Source organism: Actinomadura rayongensis, from assembly GCF_009831215.1.
In the GTDB taxonomy this organism is placed as follows: domain Bacteria; phylum Actinomycetota; class Actinomycetes; order Streptosporangiales; family Streptosporangiaceae; genus Spirillospora; species Spirillospora rayongensis.
In genome coordinates this window covers 143086-158857 of sequence record NZ_WUTW01000009.1, presented here as the reverse complement: position 1 = coordinate 158857, position 15772 = coordinate 143086, and the positions used below count along the sequence as shown (strand labels likewise).

The window sequence follows — 15772 nt, the reverse complement described above, 5'->3', positions numbered from 1 at the left end:
ATCAGGACCGGGCGGCGACGAGCGCGGCGATCCCGTCCAGCACCCGCGCGAGCCCGAACGCGAACGCGTACTCCGGGTCGGACGCGGCCTGGTGCGCCTGCCCGGCGGCCGTCCCGACCCGCGTCGCCAGCGGGTACCGGTCCGGCTCGACCAGCTCGGCGAGGACCGGCGCCGTCGCCTCCCACCACTCCAGGTCGGTGCGCCCGGTGCGGCGCTCGGCCGCCCGCGCCTCCACCGACGCGCGGGCCGCGCTCGCCGCGAACCCCTCGACCAGCGCGACGACCGCGTCCATCTCGACGTCGGTGAGGCCGAGGCCGTCCACCGCCGCGAGCGCGGTCTCGTACCGGTCCAGCGTGTGCGGCCCGAGGCGCGGACGCGACGTCGCCGCCGCCAGCAGCCACGGGTGCCGGTGGTAGAGCCGCCAGTGCTCGCGCGCGAGGTGCTCCAGCGCGTCCCGCCACCCGACCGGACCCGGCGGGACGAGCCCCGCCCACGCCCGGTCCCACATGAGGTCCAGCAGCTCGGCCTTGCCAGGGACGTAGGTGTAGAGCGTCATGGGGGAGACGCCGAGGTCGTCGGCGACGCGCCGCATCGACAGCGCGTCCAGCCCGGCGGCGTCGGCGACCGCGACGGCCGCCGCGACGATCCGCTCCACGCTCAGCCGGGGCTTCGGGCCGCGCCGGGGCGGGACGGGACGGCCCCACAGCAGGGCGAGCGAGCGCCGCGGATCGCCGGACTCGGTCACGCGCGCATCAGCGCTCCGGGAGGGCGGCGGCGCGCTGCCGGGCGACGGCGAGCGCGCCGTAGGCCTCGTCGGGGAACGTCCCGTCCGGGTCCAGCGCGGCCCGCAGCCGACGGCCCACCTCGGCGGCCGGGTACGGCTGCACGACGCACAGCTCGGCCTGCATCGCCTGGCGTGCCGCGTTCATCAGCGCGGGCACGTCGCCGACGACCACGACCTCGGCCGGCTTGTCGCCGTAGCCGAGCCGGACGGCCAGCGCGTGCAGGTCGGCGCCGTCCGGATAGCGGAACTCGCAGACCAGGCGGTCGCCGTCCAGCGGCCCCTCCTGGATCAGCCACACGGTGCCCGGCGTGACCCGACCGAGGTCGGCGGCCCAGTCCGGGACGGCCACGCCGGGCAGCGACGCGGCGGCCTTGGCGGCGGCCGACCGTCCCTCCACCGGGCCGATCGCGGCCAGCGCGAGCAGGAACACGCGCGCCCCCGGCGTCCCGGCGGCCCGCAGGCTCGTGATCAGGTCGCCGAGCGCGGCGCGGCGACCGGCCTTGTGGGGCGCCGCGGCCTCCAGCGCGCCGAGCCGTTCCGACACCGCCACCTCGGCCTGCAGCGCGCCGGGCAGCGCGGGCAGGCGCTCGGCCTCGCGGGCGTACGCGGCGTAGACGTCGCGGAGCCCCGGCAGGAACAGAGATGGAGTCGATCGGGCAGCGCTCACGCCCGAAGTTTACGGTCTCGTCCCCGGCCCGGCGCACGGCGGGCACGGACCGTTCCAGCTCGGGCACGCGCAGAAAATCGGCTTACTTGTTTGCGATGTTCTGCTTACCTATGAGGCCGAACGCCCTCCCGCTGCGTCAGAGGATCATCAGTGCGCAGCATGATGACGGAGGGAACGCGCCGGACGTCCGGTGACGGCCTTCCATCACGGGCAACACTCGTTCCGACGGTGGGGCGAATGAGGGCAACAGGGCTCGTCTTGACCCCGAGATGGAGGCGATCGGGAGTGAACGGCATGCGACCGCAGACCGGTCATCCGCTGTCCTACCGTCTGCTGCTGGCAGTGGACATCCAGGCGTACAGCAGCCGGAGCACGAGCGAGCAGCTCCGCGCGCAGGGCGACCTGTGCGCGGCGCTGGACGCCGCCGCGGCCCGCACCGGCCTCGACCGCTCCCGCTGGGACGAGCAGGTCGGCGGCGACGGCGAGCTGGCGACGCTGCCCGAGGGCACCGACCCCGCGCCCGTCGCCGGGGACTTCGTCATCGCGTTCGCCCAGGCGCTCGCCGAGCTGAACGAGGGCCGGGGCGACCGGCGGGCGCTGCGCGTCCGGCTCGCGCTGCACCACGGCACGCTCACCGCCGGGCCGTTCGGTCCGGCGGGCGACGCGCCGATCGTCGTCCAGCGCCTGCTGGACTCCACGCCGCTGCGCCGCCTGCTGCGCGACGACGCCGCGCGCGACGTGGCGTACGCGGTGTCGGACTCGCTGTTCGAGGACGTCGTCCGCACCGGGTTCTGCGCCCTCCCGCCCCGCGACTTCGACCCGATCCGGGTCCGGGCGAAGGGGGCGGTGTTCCGCGGGCACGTCCTGACGGGCCCGCTGCGCGGTCCGGGCGGCGCGGACGCCCGGCCCGGCCCGCCCGTCCCGTCGGCCGTCCCGTCGATGCGGATCCCCGGCCTGCCCGTCCTCGCCTGACCCCGGAAAGCGACACCGCCGGGAGGGACCGAGAGTACCCCGCAGTTCTCTCGGTCCCGCCCGGCGGCGAGGGGCGTGGAGCGAGAGCACCCCGCAGTTCTCTCGCTCCACGCGTTCATGGGGCCCCGGTTTCAGCAGAGGTCGGGGCCGTACACCTCCCACAGCTCGCCCGCGAAGAAGCGGCCGAACTCCACGAGCGCCTTCACGCCGCCCGGGCCCACCGTCCGGAAGGTGGTGAGCTGGCGGGCGAAGTCGCCCGGCCTGATGGTCAGGACGCCCGCGGCGGCGCACGGCGCGTCGTCGCCGTCCTCGACGTGCCCGGACAGGATCCGGGTGTAGAGCGTCGAGGTGTCCGACCAGATCCGCGTCGGCGGCCCGGGCCGGACGTTCTTGCGGCCCACGAGCGTCAGCGGGCGCCCGTCGTCGCCGGTGAAGTGCAGCCGGTACCGCATCTCGCGGCGGTCCGGCGCGTCCCCGGGGACGAACAGGTTGAACACCCCCGACTCGACCGGCCGCCGCCCGCCCTCGCCGATCCGCACCCAGCCCTCGGCGCGCGCCGTGTGGCCGGGCTCGGCGACGAACCGGTCCACGTCCGCGGCCGTGATCGTGAGCCGGAACGCCGCCGGGACGCGGTCGGCGGCCTCGTCGCCGGCGGCCGGATCCGTCGCACCGAACGCGACATGCCCCGTCATGTCCTCGGTGAACGAGAGCGACGTACGGCCGGCCCCGCCGGACTCGGGCCGTCCGGTCCCCTGGGACGGCCCCGTGACCGGGCCGTACGTCGCGTCCCCTGGTGCCCCGCCGTTCGGGCCGGTCGTGTCGACCGGCCCGGCCCCCGTGGCCTTCGGCGTGGCGTCGTTCGCGGAAGTCGTGGAAAGGCCCTCCAGGAGCCGGGTGCTCATCCGGTCGGCGAACGCCGCGATGGTGAGCGACGGGTTCGCGCCGACCGGGCCGGGCATCGCCGACCCGTCCGCCACGAACAGCCCCGGATGGCCGAACACCTCGCCGAAGGAGTCGCACACGCCGTCGCCGGGGTGCGCGCCCATCGGGGCCCCGCCCAGCGGATGCGCGGTGATCACCCGCTTGCGGAACCACATCGGGTTGTCGGCGTACTCGGCGCCGAGCACGTCGGCCATCCGGCGCATCGTCCGGCGCACCCGCTCGAAGTGCGCCTCGCTCGACGCGGTGGTCCAGTCCGCGACGAGACGTCCGTGGTCCAGCCGCAGCCGCCCGTCGGCGGTGTCGCGGCCCATGCCGAGCAGCGGCAGCGAGCTGATCGACAGCGCGCCGTTGCCGATCAGCTCGGCCAGCTCGGCGGACAGGTTCGTGTCGGGCGCCTTGGCGAAGAAGTCGGTGAAGCGGTCCCACAGGTACCGCATGGCCCGCTCGATCTCGCCGGGCACGTCGAACGGCTGCACCATCCAGTCCACGAACGACGGGTAGCCGCCGTCCTGGATGTAGGCGCCGCGCGCGCCGGGCGGGCCGCTCGGGGCCTCGTCCAGCTCGTCGGGCAGCCGGATCGCGCTGGTGATCACCGGGCCGTGGCTGGCGTCCAGCGGACGGACCCGCTCGCGGTCCTTGGCGCGCAGCAGGAACGTCAGCAGGTCGCCGTTGCCGCAGAACCGCGTGCCGAGCGCGTCGGTGAGCCCGCGCAGCGCCGCCCGCGACCGCAGCAGCAGGAACGTCGTGCCGTAGGTCCCGGCGGCCAGCACCAGCCGGTCGCACGCGATCGTGCCGGACATCGGGCGCGCGGACGGGTCGTCGGGGTCGTGGCGGACGTAGTCCACCGCGTACCCGCCGACGTCCAGCGGCCGGATCCCCTTGACCTCGTGCAGCGTCCGCAGGTCGGCGCCGTGGTGCTGCGCCGCCGACAGGTAGGTGTGGTCCAGGCTGTTCTTGGCGCCCTCGTTGCAGCCGATGTCGCACTCGCCGCACAGCGTGCAGCTCCGCCGCGTCGCGCCGTGGACGTTCCCGTACGGCGCGTCCACCAGCGGCAGGCCGCGCGCCGGGGCCGCGCCCGGACGGTCGGCGAACCGCACCGCGAGCGGCGGCAGCGAGAAGTCCAGCCCGAGCGACGCCGCCGCGTCCTGCATCGCGTGCGTCTTCGGCGTGTCGGTGTAGCCCGGACGGTCGAACGGGTACGGCGACGGGGCGAGCATCTTCTCGACCTCGTCGTAGTGCGGGTCCAGGTCCGCGCGGCTCACCGGCCACGATTCGTAGCCGCCGCCGTCGGAAAGGGGCTGGTCGTGGACGAACCACCGCTCGTCCTTGCGCAGCAGGACGTTCGCGTAGATCAGCGACCCGCCGCCCAGCCCGCTCGACACGACCGAGTCGCAGCCCTTGAACCGCCACACGTCGTACATGCCGTACAGGTTGGCGTCGGGGTCCCAGAACGCCCGGCCCATGTCGGCGGGGGACCGGGGGAAGCTGCCCGGCGGGTACGGACGGCCCCGCTCCAGCAGCACCACCGACCGTCCGGCCTCGGCCAGCCGGTACGCGGCGACCGAGCCGCCGAACCCGGAGCCGATGACGACGGCGTCCACGCGCTCCATCAGACCGCCTGCCGTTCCCGGCCGTGCGCGCGCAGATGCTCCAGCATCACCGGGAAGACGTCGCGGTCGGCGTGCCGTCCGACGATCGGGTCCACGTGCGAGTACTTGGGGAGGATCTTGAGCGTGTGCCGTCCCGGCGTCCGCCGGTCGAGGACGCGGTGCGTGACGATGTTGGAGTCGGTGAAGACGCGGTTGTGGTCGCCGGTGAGGAACAGGCACGGCGGCAGCCGGTCGCCGGCGGCGGCCAGGTAGTCGTCCGGCAGCGCCCGGTACGCCGCGTCGCCGCGACGGTTCTTCACCGCGTGGCCCGCCTCGACCATCTTGCGGATGTGCCGGTAGTAGCTGAGGCCCGTCACCGGGAACAGGTCCGCCCAGCGCTCGTGCGTCTCGGGGGCGAGGCTGTCGTGGTCGTAGAACATCGCGGGCCGTCCGCTGCCCCACATGAAGCTGACCATGTGGCAGTCGCGGTTGCGGCACTCGTGGTGGAACAGCGACACCAGCCGCGAGATCGCCCAGTTGCGGTCCAGGAACCGCGCGGTGTTGGCGTAGGCGCTGAGGACGGACGTCCCGAACCCGTACTCCACCACCGGCGGGCCGAACCGGAGCTTGAGCCGCGACCAGGACGGCACCCGCGTCGCCAGCGACACGCTGTTGGACACGACGCTCGTCACGCCGTCCACCAGCCCGGCGGCCATGCTCATGAAGAACGACACCGAGCCGAGGCACTGGGCGATGACGTGGACCCGCCGGTCCCCGACGTGGCGGCGCAGCTCCGCGAGCGCGGCCGGGTGGTCGTAGAGGGCGATGTCGTCGAGGCTGAACGCGTGGGACTCGCCGTTGTAGGGCAGCCGGTTGCTCATCCGGAAGTCGAGCGCCCAGACGTCGGTGTGCCCGTTGTCCAGCAGGAAGTTTACGAGGTTGCCGTGCTCGGGCATGTAGAACATGTCGCTGGAGGCGGGCAGGCCGTGCAGGAGGAGCACGACGTCGTCGCAGTCGGCCCGGTGGAACCGGGTGAGGGTCAGGCCGAGGCCGTCGTCCGTGGCGAACGGATGCACCGCGATCTCGGCGTCCCGTACCCCTTCGTGGGTGTAACGCGCGATCCGACGTCTCATCTCTCACCTCCGCGATGGCGGGACCAACGATGCCGTCCGGGGCGGCCGGCGCACCATCGTGGGAAACCCTGACTTGTGGGTGCGGGCCGCTACGTAGTCGCCCTACGAGCGCGGTGCGGGTTTCTGCGGAGACGACCCGGAGAGTGAGACGCGCGCGGGAGCCGATGCGTTGCGCGTCATTCGGGTTGCGGAAGATCCGCGAGCGCCCGAACGAGCGTCACGCGGGACGTCACCCCGAGTTTGGTGAAGATGTTGGACAGGTGGGTCTCCACCGTCCGGATGCTGATGAACAGCTTGTCGGCGATCTGCTGGTTGGTGTGGCCGTCGGCGACGAGCGCCGCGACCTCCGACTCGCGCGGGGACAGCGGGCCCTTGCCGGCGCGCTCGCGCCGTCCGGCCGGGCCGCCGCGACGCCGCAGCTCCTGGTCGGCGAGCGCCTGCAGCGCCGGGACCGCGCACGCGCCGAACTCGTCGGCCGCCGCCCGCAGGTCGGCCCGGGCGGCGTCGGCGTCGCCCGCGCGGCCCGCCGCGATCCCGGCGGCGAGCCGCGCCCGGCCCGCCGCCAGCCGCGCGCCGCACCCGGTGAGCAGTTCCACGGCCCGCCGCGCCTGCGTCGCCGCGCCCGCCGGGTCGCGCGCCAGCAGCCCGTGCGACCGCGCGAGCGCGCGCAGCCCCTGGTGGTAGCCGAGGTCGGGATGGGCGAGGCCGTCGGCGCGGTCGGCCCAGGTCAGGGCCTCGTCGGCGCGCTCGCGCGCCGCCGCGACGCCCGCCAGCATCTCGCAGCAGCCGAGCATCGTGCTCGGGTCCAGCAGGGCGGGCGGCTCGAACCCGCCGCACGCCTCGACGGCCGCGCGCGTGCCCTCGTCGGTGCGGCCGAGGTCCAGCAGGGCCCGCGCCCGCGCGTAGCGGGCGTGCGCGCCCTGCCACTCGCCGCTGCGCGCCGAGATCGCCCCGGCCTCCTCGGCCAGCTCCAGCGCCTCGCGCGGCGACCCGGTCAGGCCCGCGATGAGCGACTGCTGGCTGAGCGCCATCGTGAGCTGCTGGCCCGCGCCGAGCAGCCGCGCGTTCTCGGCGGCCTCCTCGGCGGCGGCGCTCGCCTCGCGCAGCAGGCCGAGGACGGTGTAGGTCTGCGCCAGCCCCGACAGCAGGCTGCTGAGGATGTAGGTCTGCCCGGTGGAACGCGCCACGTTCACCGCTCGCTCGAAATGCCGGCGGGCCGTTTCGAACCGTCCCATCATCTGCTCCGCCCAGCACAGCCAGGCGATCGCGTCGAGCCATTCGGCGAGCAGCGCGTCGGACGCCTCGCCGACGAGCCGGTCCACGGTCTCCACCGCCGCCAGGGCCTCGGCGGTCTGGCCCGCGATGTGGGACGCCATCGGCCGCAGGACGCTGATCGCCAGCGTCGTGCCCGGGCTCCAGCCGTCGGCGGAGTTCTCCTCCATCGCCGACAGGACGGCGAGGCCCGCCTTGAAGTCGCCCCGGAACAGGCTCTCGGCGACGAGCCGCAGCCGCAGCGGGACCGCGACGGGCGAGCGCGGGTCGGGCAGGCGGCGCAGCTCGTCCAGCAGCAGCGCCCGCGCCTCGTCCGGACGGCCGAGCAGCCGCTCCATCAGCGCGCAGAACCGCGCCGCGCGCGCCCGCTGGTCGTGGGCGTCGGCGGGCAGCAGCCGCAGCAGCGTCCGGGCGGTCTCGCGGCCCGCCGTGAGGTGCCCGGCGACCGACTCGACCGTCGCCAGCTCCAGCAGCAGGTCCAGCCGGGACGGGACGTCGGGCCCGGCGGGATCGGCGGCCGGGTCCTCGGGCATCAGCCGCAGCGCCGCCCGCAGCCAGCGCGCCGCCGTCGCCGGGGCCTGCGCGGTGAACGCCCGGGACGCCGCGACGAGCGTCCGGACCGCGTCGGCGTCGCCCATCCGCCCGGCCCGCTCGACGTGCCGGGCGCGCTGCGCGGCGGGCGCGCCGATCCCGGCCAGGTGCGCGGCGATGCGGCGGTGCGCGGCCAGCCGCCAGCCCGCCGCCGCCGACGCGTACACCGCGTGCCGGACGAGCGGGTGCCGGAAGCGGAAGCCGCCCGTCCCGGCGCGGACCAGGTCGCGGCCGGTCAGCTCGTCCAGCGCGGCGAGCGCCGCCTCCTCGGGCACGTCGGCCGCCGCCGCGGCGAGCTGCGCGGAGAACTCGTCGGACGCGACCGCCGCGCCCTGGGCGACCCGCAGCGCCCGCTCGGGCAGGCCGCTCAGTTCCAGCCGCAGCGCGGCGCCGACGGCGGGCGGCAGGTCGCCCTCGCGGCCCCCGATCATCAGCGGCTCGCGGCTGCGCGCCAGCGCCTCCAGGTAGAACGGGTTGCCGCCGCTCAGCCGGTACAGCTCGGCGCAGCGCTGCGCGGGCACCCACGCGCCGAGCAGCCGCGTGACCTCCGCCTGGCTGAGCGGTCCGACGGTGATGGACCGTCCGGTCGCGCCGCCGACGGCCGCCTGCACGAGTCCCGCGAGGCGCGGCGACGCCTGCGCGGTCCGGTACGCCAGCGCGATGAGGACCCGGCCGCGCGGCGGGTGCCGGACGAGATGGTCGAGCAGTTCGATCGTGGCGTCGTCGGCCCAGTGGACGTCGTCGAGGATCAGCACGAGGCCGCGTCCGCCCGCGAGCTGTTCCAGCAGGTGCCGCACCGACCGGTACAGGTGGTAGCGGCCGACGGGCGTCGCGGGCGCGGCCTCGCCGAGGCCCGCGCCGGGGGCGGCGGCGAGCGCGGGGAACACGGTCGCGAGCAGGGCCGTCGCGGACGCGGGCAGCTCGGGGGCGTGGTCTTCGAGGTGGTCGTCCAGGGCGTCGACGACGGCGCCGAACGGCATCTCCTGCTCGAACTCGGCGGACCGTCCGGCGAGGACCGTCAGCCCGCGCGCCCGGCCCGCCTCCGACAGTTCGATCAGCAGCCGCGACTTGCCCGCGCCGGGCTCCCCGGCGAGCGCGACGAACCGGGGCGCGCCGCCGCCGAGCGCGTCGAGCGCCGCGTCGAGTTCCCGCAGGGCGGCCTCGCGCCCGACCAGCGGGAGGTGACCGGGCAGTTCTCCCGGTGAGGGGTCCGTCCGACCCATCACGTCCACACTCCCACGCTGACAGGCGATCGACGCGCCGGGACCGGCCGTGCGACCGGTCCGCCCGAATCGCCGATCACCTTACCGATCCCGCGCCCGGCGGGACAGGGCCATGATGCTAACGCCCTGGTTCGGTCTTCAGATCGTCAGGGGATGGTCAGTGAGAGGTCAAGAGGCCGGGAGGTTGTAGGAGAGCAGGCCGGTCGCGTCGCCGTCCACGCGGATCTCGGTGAGCGCGCAGTTGCGCAGCGCGGGGAAGACCGTCCGGTACCGTCCGGGCGCGATGCCGAGCAGTTCGCACAGGGCGAGCCGCAGCAGCGTGTTGTGCGCGACGACGAGCACGCGGCCCTCGTCGTGCTCGGCGGCGATCCGGCGCAGCGCCCGCGCGCCGCGCGCCGCCGCGTCCAGGGGGTTCTCGGCGCCCTCGAACGCGCCGGTCACGGGGTCGGCGCGGAACGCCGCGACCGCCGCGGGCGGGAGTTCGGCGAGCGTGCGGCCCTCGGCGACGCCGAAGTCGACCTCGGCCAGCTCCCCGTCCACGCGCGGGACGCAGCCGGCCGCGCGGGCGGCGGGCTCGGCGGTGACGCGCGTGCGGCCGAGCGGGGAGCACCAGACGGCGTCGAGCTTGGCCCCGGCCGCCCACCCCCCGAGCCGTTCGGCCTGCTCGCGGCCGGTGTCGGTCAGTGCGACATCGCTCACTCCGGCGTAGCGGTTCTCGGCGTGCCAGATCGTCTGGCCGTGCCGGACCAGAAACAGTGCGGTGCTCATGGGCTCTCCCCGTCCCCGTTCCCGTCGGGCGGAGCGTTCCACGTCCGCCCGTCACCGAGCATCTTTCCAGGGGACGGCCCGGCACGGCCGCCGGTTCCGTCAATCCAGGCGGAGTCGGGCACGGTACGCGCCGGGGGCGATCCGGCCCCCGGACGGCTTGCCCGGAGCGAGGCCGGTCAACCGCACGCGGTGGCCGCCGACCGTCTCCGCCGCCGGCTCGGCGGTCGTGTGCAGCTCGAACGTCCGCGCGGCGCGCCCGCGTTCGGTCGCGGTGAGGACGACGGTCGCGTCGCCCGCCCAGACGCACTGGACTCCCTCGGGGCACCGGCTGTCGGCGCCGACCCGGTCGAACCGCAGCGTGGCGGCGCCGTCCTCGAACCGCACGGACCGTCCGGGCGCGAGCTGGAACTCCGCGCCGGCCCGGACCGTCCCGTCGCCGCGCGCCGGGGAGGTTCCGCAGGACAGCGGGACGAGGAACAGGGCCGCGACCGCCGCGCGCCGCATGATCATCATGGCGTCCACCCTAACCGTCCGGTCACGCAGCGTGCGGGAGGTTCACGCTTCCTCCGGGTCGCGGCCGAGCGCGGCCCGTCCGCCGTCCACCGGGATCACCGCTCCGGTGACGAAGCTCGCCTCGGCCGAGAGCAGGTGGGCGACGACGGCGGCGACCTCGTCCGGGCGCCCGACGCGGCCGAGCGGGTGCAGCCGCCGCATCTCGTCCTCGACGCGCCCCGCTTCCGCCGGGTCCTGCCCGGCGAGGAAGGTCTCGTAGCGCTCGGTGGTGATCGAGCCGAGCGCGACGGCGTTGACCCGCACGCCCCGCGGCCCGTGGTCCACGGCGAGCGCGCGGGTGAGGCCCTCGATCGCGGCCTTGGCCGTCGCGTACGGGAGCGAGCCCCGCACCGGACGCGCCGCCTGGTGCGACGACACGTTGACGATCGCGCCGCCGCGTCCCGCGCGCAGGAACCGGCGGACGGCCGTGACGCAGCCGACGACGGCCGGGTCGACGTTGCGGGCGATGAGGCCGATGAGGTCGCGCGCCGGATCCTCGGGGGCGTGGACGCCCCCGAACACGGCGGCGTTGTTGACCCATCCGGCGAGCGGCGCGACGGCCTCGGCGCGGTCGGCGGCCCGCTCGGCGACCGTTTCGTCGGCCGCGTCGCCCGTCACCGCGACGATCCGGGCCGGGTGGTCGCGGATCCAGCCGAGCGCGTCGGCGTCGCGTTCCAGGACGACGACCGCCGCCGCGTCCCGGGCCAGACGTTCGGTGATCGCACGGCCGACGCCGCGCGCGCCGCCCGTCACCACATAGGAGGCGGTCATGGCGTCCCTTCGTCTCGCGGGTGGTGCAGGTTACAGGGGTCGGGCGCATAGGGGCCCCGAACGCGGGCACGCCGCTCGGAGCGGGAGGTGCGGCGATGGTTCCGCCGTCCCCCGAGCCGCGTCGAACCCGTCGCGCCTCCCCCCAGACGTTCAGACGATCGGACGGCCCCGGCGGATGCGTCGGCGCGCGTCCCGCAGGTAGAGGTTCCAGGGGAAGCGGCGGGCCGCGCGGGGCAGCGCGCGGTCGGCGACGGCGGCGGCGCGGGTGAGGGCGTCGAAGCGCCGCTGGTCGGACGCGGTCCAGGGCAGGTCCAGCTCGGCGCGGAACGCCGGCGGGAGGAAGCCGGTGGTGACGAAGCGGTGGAACGGGCCCGCCGCGCGGCGGACGGGCCGGGGGAGCCCGCGCAGCGCGATCAGGTCGCGCAGGTAGGCGCGGGTGACGGCGTCGGTCGCGATCTCGCCCACGGCGCCGTCCCAGTAGGCGGCGAACGCGGCGCGGTCGGCGGGCCACCGGTCGGCGGGCACCTGGAGGGTGGTGGCCAGGCGGGACGCGTGGGCGTAGACGGCGTCCAGATCGGTGTCGCGGCGCAGGGCCGTGAGGACGTCGACCGTCCCCTGGTACAGGCACGCCGCGACCCAGAGCTGGAGGTCGCGGTCGAAGGCGTTGTAGCGGACGGGGTCGCCGGGCAGCGAGTGGACGTGCCGGTGCGAGCGGTCGACCTCGCGGCGCATCGTGTCCCGTTCGCCGGCGTCGCCCCACCAGGCGATCGCCATGTAGCTGAGCGTGGTGCGCAGCCGCTTGACCGGGTGCAGGTCGGCGCGTCCGCTCGGGACGCGGCTCGCGGCGACGCCGTGCCCGACGGGCAGCCGGGCGAGCTGCATGACGACGTTCGCCGTCGCGGCGTTCAGCGCGAACCAGGTCAGCGCGTCGTCGACGGCGCGGGACTCGCCCATGCTGACCCCCTCGGTCTGGCAACGGTCGTTATCAGAAGTAAACGATCAGGAAACACCTGTGTCAAGATGGTCGCCATGCGCACCTACGGCGGAGTCGGGGCCGCCGACCGCCGCGCCGAGCGGCGCGCCCGGCTCCTCGCGGCGGGGCTGGACCTGCTCGGCACCGGCGGCCTCCAGGCCGCGACCGTGCGCAAGGTGTGCGAGGCCGCCCGGCTGACGCCCCGCTACTTCTATGAGAGCTTCCCCGACATCGACGCGCTGACCGGGGCCGTGTTCGACGCCGTCGTGGACGAGATGGTCGCGCGCGGCCACGCGGCCCTGGCCGCCGCGCCCGGCGACGCGCGCGGCCGGGTGCGCGCCGCGCTCGGCAGCGTCATCGGCCTGCTCGGCGACGACCCGCGCAAGGGCCGCGTCGTGCTCGCCCTCGCGCTCGCGAGCCCGCCGCTCGCCGCGCGCCGGCTGGCGGCCGGCCGCCGCATCGCCGGGCTCGTCGGCGAACGGCTCGGCGCGGGCGCGACGGCGCGGCAGCGCGAGTTCGCCGCCCGCTTCCTCGTCGGCGCGTTCGCCGAGACGCTCACCGCCTGGCTCGACGATCCCGCGCGGGACGACACGCTGCTGGACGACTGCACGGAACTGTTCCTGGCCGTCGCGGCGGCGGCGCGCGGCCTGACCCCGTGAGCCCGGCGCCGGTCACCGGGCGTAGTGTGATGATCATGGAGGCGGCACGGTGGTCCGGACCGCACGGGATCCGGGTGGCGGCCGTGCGGCTGACCGGCGCGCACCGCGTCTGGGCGGCGCACGCGGGCGTCCCGCCGGACGTCCGGGACGCGTTCCTCGTCACGGCGCGCGGCGCGCTCGTCGGCCGCGGGTACCACGCCACCGTGGACGATCTGGCGGCGGCCGTCGACCTCGCCGAACTGGTGCCGGACGAAGGAGGCGCGGGTGGCTGACGGGCACGAGGTCGTCGTGGTCGGTTCCGCGAACGCCGACCTGGTCGTCCGGGTGGAGCGGCGGCCGGGCCCCGGGGAGACCGTGCTCGGCTCGGACTTCGACACCCACCCCGGCGGCAAGGGCGCGAACCAGGCGGTCGCGGCGGCGCTGCTCGGCGGGCGCGTCGCGCTGCTCGGCCGCGTCGGCGACGACGGTCACGGCGAGCTGCTGCGCGACGCCCTCGCGATCGTGGGCGTCGACACCCGCGCGCTGCTGACGACCCCGGCGCCCACCGGCGTCGCGTTCATCGCCGTCGGGCCGGACGGGGAGAACAGCATCATCGTCGCGCCCGGCGCCAACGCGCGGCTCACGCCCGCCGACGTGGACCCGGCGTTCCTGGCCGGGGCGCGCGTCGTGTCGCTCCAGGCGGAGATCCCGGTCGAGACCGTGCTCGCCGCCGCCCGCGCGGCGTCCGACGCGGGCGCCCGGACGGTCCTGAACCTGTCCCCGGTCCCGGCCGCGAGCACGGCGCTGCTCGGGCTGTGCGACGTGCTGGTCGTCAACGAGCACGAGGCCGGGCTGCTGCTGCCCGGCGCCGCCCGCGCGCCCGCCGCGCTGCTCGCCCTTGGCCCGCGCGCGGTGGTCGTCACGCTCGGCGCGGACGGCGCGTGCGTCGCGGACGGCACCGGCGAGGCGTTCGTCCCGGCGCCGCGCGTGGAGGCCGTCGACACGACCGGCGCGGGCGACGCGTTCACCGCCGCCCTGTGCCTGCGGCTCGCGCGCGGGGACGGCGTCGCGGACGCGGCGCGGTACGCGGTGCGGGTGGGCGCGGCGGCGGTCCGGTCGCCGGGCGCGCAGGCGTCCTACCCGTCGGCCGAGGACGACCTTCCCGGCTGAGCCGCCGCGCGCCGCCGGTCCAGTTCTTCGGCGACGTCGGCGACGTCCGCGCCGAGGTCGTAGGCGCTGAGCAGGTACAGGTCGTCCTCGGTGCGGATCTCCAGCAGGCGGCTGCGGACGAGGGCGCGGCGCCGCTCGTCCACCGCGATCTCGGTGATCTCCGGCCAGGCGAGGTCGCGCCGTCCGGCGTAGCCCGCGACGACCGTCACGCCGCCGGCGTCGGCGCTCAGCCGTTCGGGCGCGAGGACGTCGCGCAGCGCGAGGCCGGCGAGCCCCACCGCCGCCACCCCGGCCAGCAGCGTCCCCGCCGCGTCGCGGGCGAGCAGGGCGACGGCGGCGACGACCACCGCTCCGGCGAACTTCAGCACGGTGTGCGCGGGCGGCACGCGCCAGGCCGCCGCGTCGTCTTCGGTCACGTCCGCCACGGTAGCCGGGCGCGTGTGACGACCCGCACGTTACCGGTGAGTTGTGTTATCCAACTCGGCGCGGCACAGTGGACGTAGTCAGTTGGATTATCCAACCTAGGAGGAGTCATGCGGGACGCGGTGATCGTCGAGGCCGTGCGGACCCCCGTCGCCAAGGGCAAGCCGTCCGGGGCCCTGCACGAGGAGCTTCCGGTGGACCTGCTCGCGCGCACTCTCAACGCCCTGATCGAGCGGGCGGGCATCGACCCGGCGCTCGTGGACGACGTCATCGGCGGCTGCGTCACCCAGGCCGGGGACCAGTCGCTCAACATCACCCGCAACGCCGTCCTCGCGGCGGGCTGGCCGGAGAGCGTGCCCGGCACGACCGTGGACCGGCAGTGCGGCTCGTCCCAGCAGGCCGCGCACTTCGCCGCGCAGGGCGTGCTCTCCGGGGCCTACGACGTCGTGGTCGCGTGCGGCGTCGAGTCGATGTCGCGGGTGCCGATGGGCTCGGCCGTCCTGCCCGGCAGCGACCCGTTCGGCCCCGCGCTGAACGCCCGCTACCCCGGCGGCCTCATCGGGCAGGGCATCAGCGCCGAGCTGATCGCCGCGCGCTGGAAGCTGGAGCGCGAGGAACTGGACGCGTTCGCCGTCGCGTCCCACCGCAAGGCCGCCGCCGCGTGGGACGCCGGGGAGTTCGACCGCGAGGTCGCCTGGGCGGGGCAGCGCGACGAGACGATCCGCCCCGGCACCACCGCCGAGGTCTTGGCCGGGCTCAAGCCCGCGTACTACGACCCGGCGATGGAGGAGCGCTTCCCGCAGATCGGCTGGAACATCACGGCGGGCAACGCGTCCCCGGTCAACGACGGCGCCGCCGCCCTGCTCATCATGGAGGCGGAGACGGCGCGGCGGCTCGGGCTGCGGCCCCGCGCGCGGTTCCACTCGTTCGCCGTCGCCGGGGACGACCCGCTCTACATGCTCACCGCGATCATCCCCGCGACCCGCAAGGTGCTCGACCGGGCCGGGCTCGGCGTCGACGACGTCGACCTCTTCGAGGTGAACGAGGCGTTCTCGCCCGTCGTGCTGGCCTGGCAGCGCGAGACCGGCGTCCCGGACGCGAAGCTGAACGCGCGCGGCGGCGCCATCGCCATCGGCCACCCGCTCGGCGGCAGCGGCGCGCGGATCATGACCACGCTCGTCCACCTGCTGGAGGACCGGGGCGCCCGCTACGGCCTCCAGACGATGTGCGAGGCGGGCGGCCTCGCCAACGCGACGATCCTCGAACGGCTCTGACCCGGCACTGACACCGGGCGGGCGGGCGAC

At 75.8% G+C, this 15772-nt stretch carries 15 protein-coding genes; 5 read left to right on the top strand and 10 right to left on the bottom strand.

Annotation, left to right across the window (positions count from 1 at the left end; all coding sequences use genetic code 11):
- Nucleotide 1 precedes the first annotated feature (1 nt).
- Together GQ466_RS28450 and GQ466_RS28445 are read right to left on the bottom strand one after the other, a co-directional pair.
- Entirely contained in the window at nucleotides 2–745 is a 744-nt protein-coding gene (locus GQ466_RS28450; protein ID WP_161106142.1) for a TetR/AcrR family transcriptional regulator C-terminal domain-containing protein, read from the bottom strand.
- 7 nt (nucleotides 746–752) lie between these two features.
- Complete coding sequence (locus tag GQ466_RS28445; protein WP_161106141.1) at nucleotides 753–1451, bottom strand: hypothetical protein; 699 nt, start codon at nucleotides 1449–1451, stop codon at nucleotides 753–755.
- 294 nt (nucleotides 1452–1745) lie between these two features.
- Between GQ466_RS28445 and GQ466_RS28440 the strand changes: the two genes are divergently transcribed.
- Nucleotides 1746–2423, top strand: a complete 678-nt coding sequence (locus GQ466_RS28440; RefSeq protein WP_161106140.1) for a nucleotidyl cyclase domain-containing protein — start codon at nucleotides 1746–1748, stop codon at nucleotides 2421–2423.
- A 131-nt stretch (nucleotides 2424–2554) separates the two neighbouring features.
- Here the strand turns inward: GQ466_RS28440 and GQ466_RS28435 are convergent, their stop codons facing one another.
- The 7 genes from GQ466_RS28435 to GQ466_RS28405 all read right to left on the bottom strand — a co-directional run bounded on the left by GQ466_RS28435 (nucleotide 2555) and on the right by GQ466_RS28405 (nucleotide 12218).
- Nucleotides 2555–4975, bottom strand: coding sequence for a GMC oxidoreductase (locus tag GQ466_RS28435; protein WP_161106139.1), 2421 nt, complete (start codon nucleotides 4973–4975; stop codon nucleotides 2555–2557).
- On the bottom strand, nucleotides 4975–6087 hold the full coding sequence (locus tag GQ466_RS28430) for an alpha/beta fold hydrolase (RefSeq protein WP_161106138.1): 1113 nt from the start codon (nucleotides 6085–6087) through the stop codon (nucleotides 4975–4977). Before GQ466_RS28430 ends, GQ466_RS28435 begins: the two co-directional genes overlap by 1 nt.
- Nucleotides 6088–6263: 176 nt before the next feature.
- Nucleotides 6264–9173, bottom strand: coding sequence for a helix-turn-helix transcriptional regulator (locus GQ466_RS28425; RefSeq protein WP_202421263.1), 2910 nt, complete (start codon nucleotides 9171–9173; stop codon nucleotides 6264–6266).
- Nucleotides 9174–9341: 168 nt separating this feature from the next.
- Nucleotides 9342–9941, bottom strand: a complete 600-nt coding sequence (locus GQ466_RS28420) for a histidine phosphatase family protein (RefSeq protein WP_161106136.1) — start codon at nucleotides 9939–9941, stop codon at nucleotides 9342–9344.
- Nucleotides 9942–10040: 99 nt separating this feature from the next.
- Nucleotides 10041–10454: a hypothetical protein gene (locus GQ466_RS28415; protein ID WP_161106135.1), complete on the bottom strand. Its 414-nt coding sequence runs from the start codon at nucleotides 10452–10454 to the stop codon at nucleotides 10041–10043.
- A 42-nt stretch (nucleotides 10455–10496) separates the two neighbouring features.
- Entirely contained in the window at nucleotides 10497–11264 is a 768-nt protein-coding gene (locus tag GQ466_RS28410; protein ID WP_161106134.1) for an SDR family NAD(P)-dependent oxidoreductase, read from the bottom strand.
- A gap of 150 nt (nucleotides 11265–11414) precedes the next feature.
- Nucleotides 11415–12218 carry an oxygenase MpaB family protein gene (locus GQ466_RS28405; RefSeq protein WP_161106133.1) on the bottom strand — a complete coding sequence of 268 codons (804 nt, stop codon included), beginning with the start codon at nucleotides 12216–12218 and terminating at the stop codon, nucleotides 11415–11417.
- A 75-nt stretch (nucleotides 12219–12293) separates the two neighbouring features.
- Here GQ466_RS28405 and GQ466_RS28400 point away from each other — a divergent pair, with 75 nt between their 5' ends.
- From GQ466_RS28400 to GQ466_RS28390, 3 genes are read left to right on the top strand one after another with little or no spacing between them, the layout of a single operon-like run.
- Nucleotides 12294–12896 (top strand): TetR family transcriptional regulator, encoded by a 603-nt coding sequence (locus GQ466_RS28400; protein ID WP_161106132.1) that lies wholly within the window; start codon nucleotides 12294–12296, stop codon nucleotides 12894–12896.
- Between the two features lie 35 nt (nucleotides 12897–12931).
- Nucleotides 12932–13168: a hypothetical protein gene (locus GQ466_RS28395; protein WP_161106131.1), complete on the top strand. Its 237-nt coding sequence runs from the start codon at nucleotides 12932–12934 to the stop codon at nucleotides 13166–13168.
- Complete coding sequence (locus GQ466_RS28390) at nucleotides 13161–14045, top strand: PfkB family carbohydrate kinase (RefSeq protein WP_161106130.1); 885 nt, start codon at nucleotides 13161–13163, stop codon at nucleotides 14043–14045. The genes GQ466_RS28395 and GQ466_RS28390 overlap by 8 nt, the downstream gene beginning before the upstream one ends.
- Here GQ466_RS28390 and GQ466_RS28385 read toward each other — a convergent pair.
- A complete protein-coding gene (locus GQ466_RS28385; protein WP_337193660.1) occupies nucleotides 14012–14461 on the bottom strand; it encodes a PH domain-containing protein in 450 nt (149 codons plus the stop codon). The genes GQ466_RS28390 and GQ466_RS28385 overlap by 34 nt on opposite strands.
- Before the next feature lie 117 nt (nucleotides 14462–14578).
- Here GQ466_RS28385 and GQ466_RS28380 point away from each other — a divergent pair, with 117 nt between their 5' ends.
- Nucleotides 14579–15742: a thiolase family protein gene (locus tag GQ466_RS28380; RefSeq protein ID WP_161106129.1), complete on the top strand. Its 1164-nt coding sequence runs from the start codon at nucleotides 14579–14581 to the stop codon at nucleotides 15740–15742.
- Nucleotides 15743–15772: the final 30 nt, after the last annotated feature.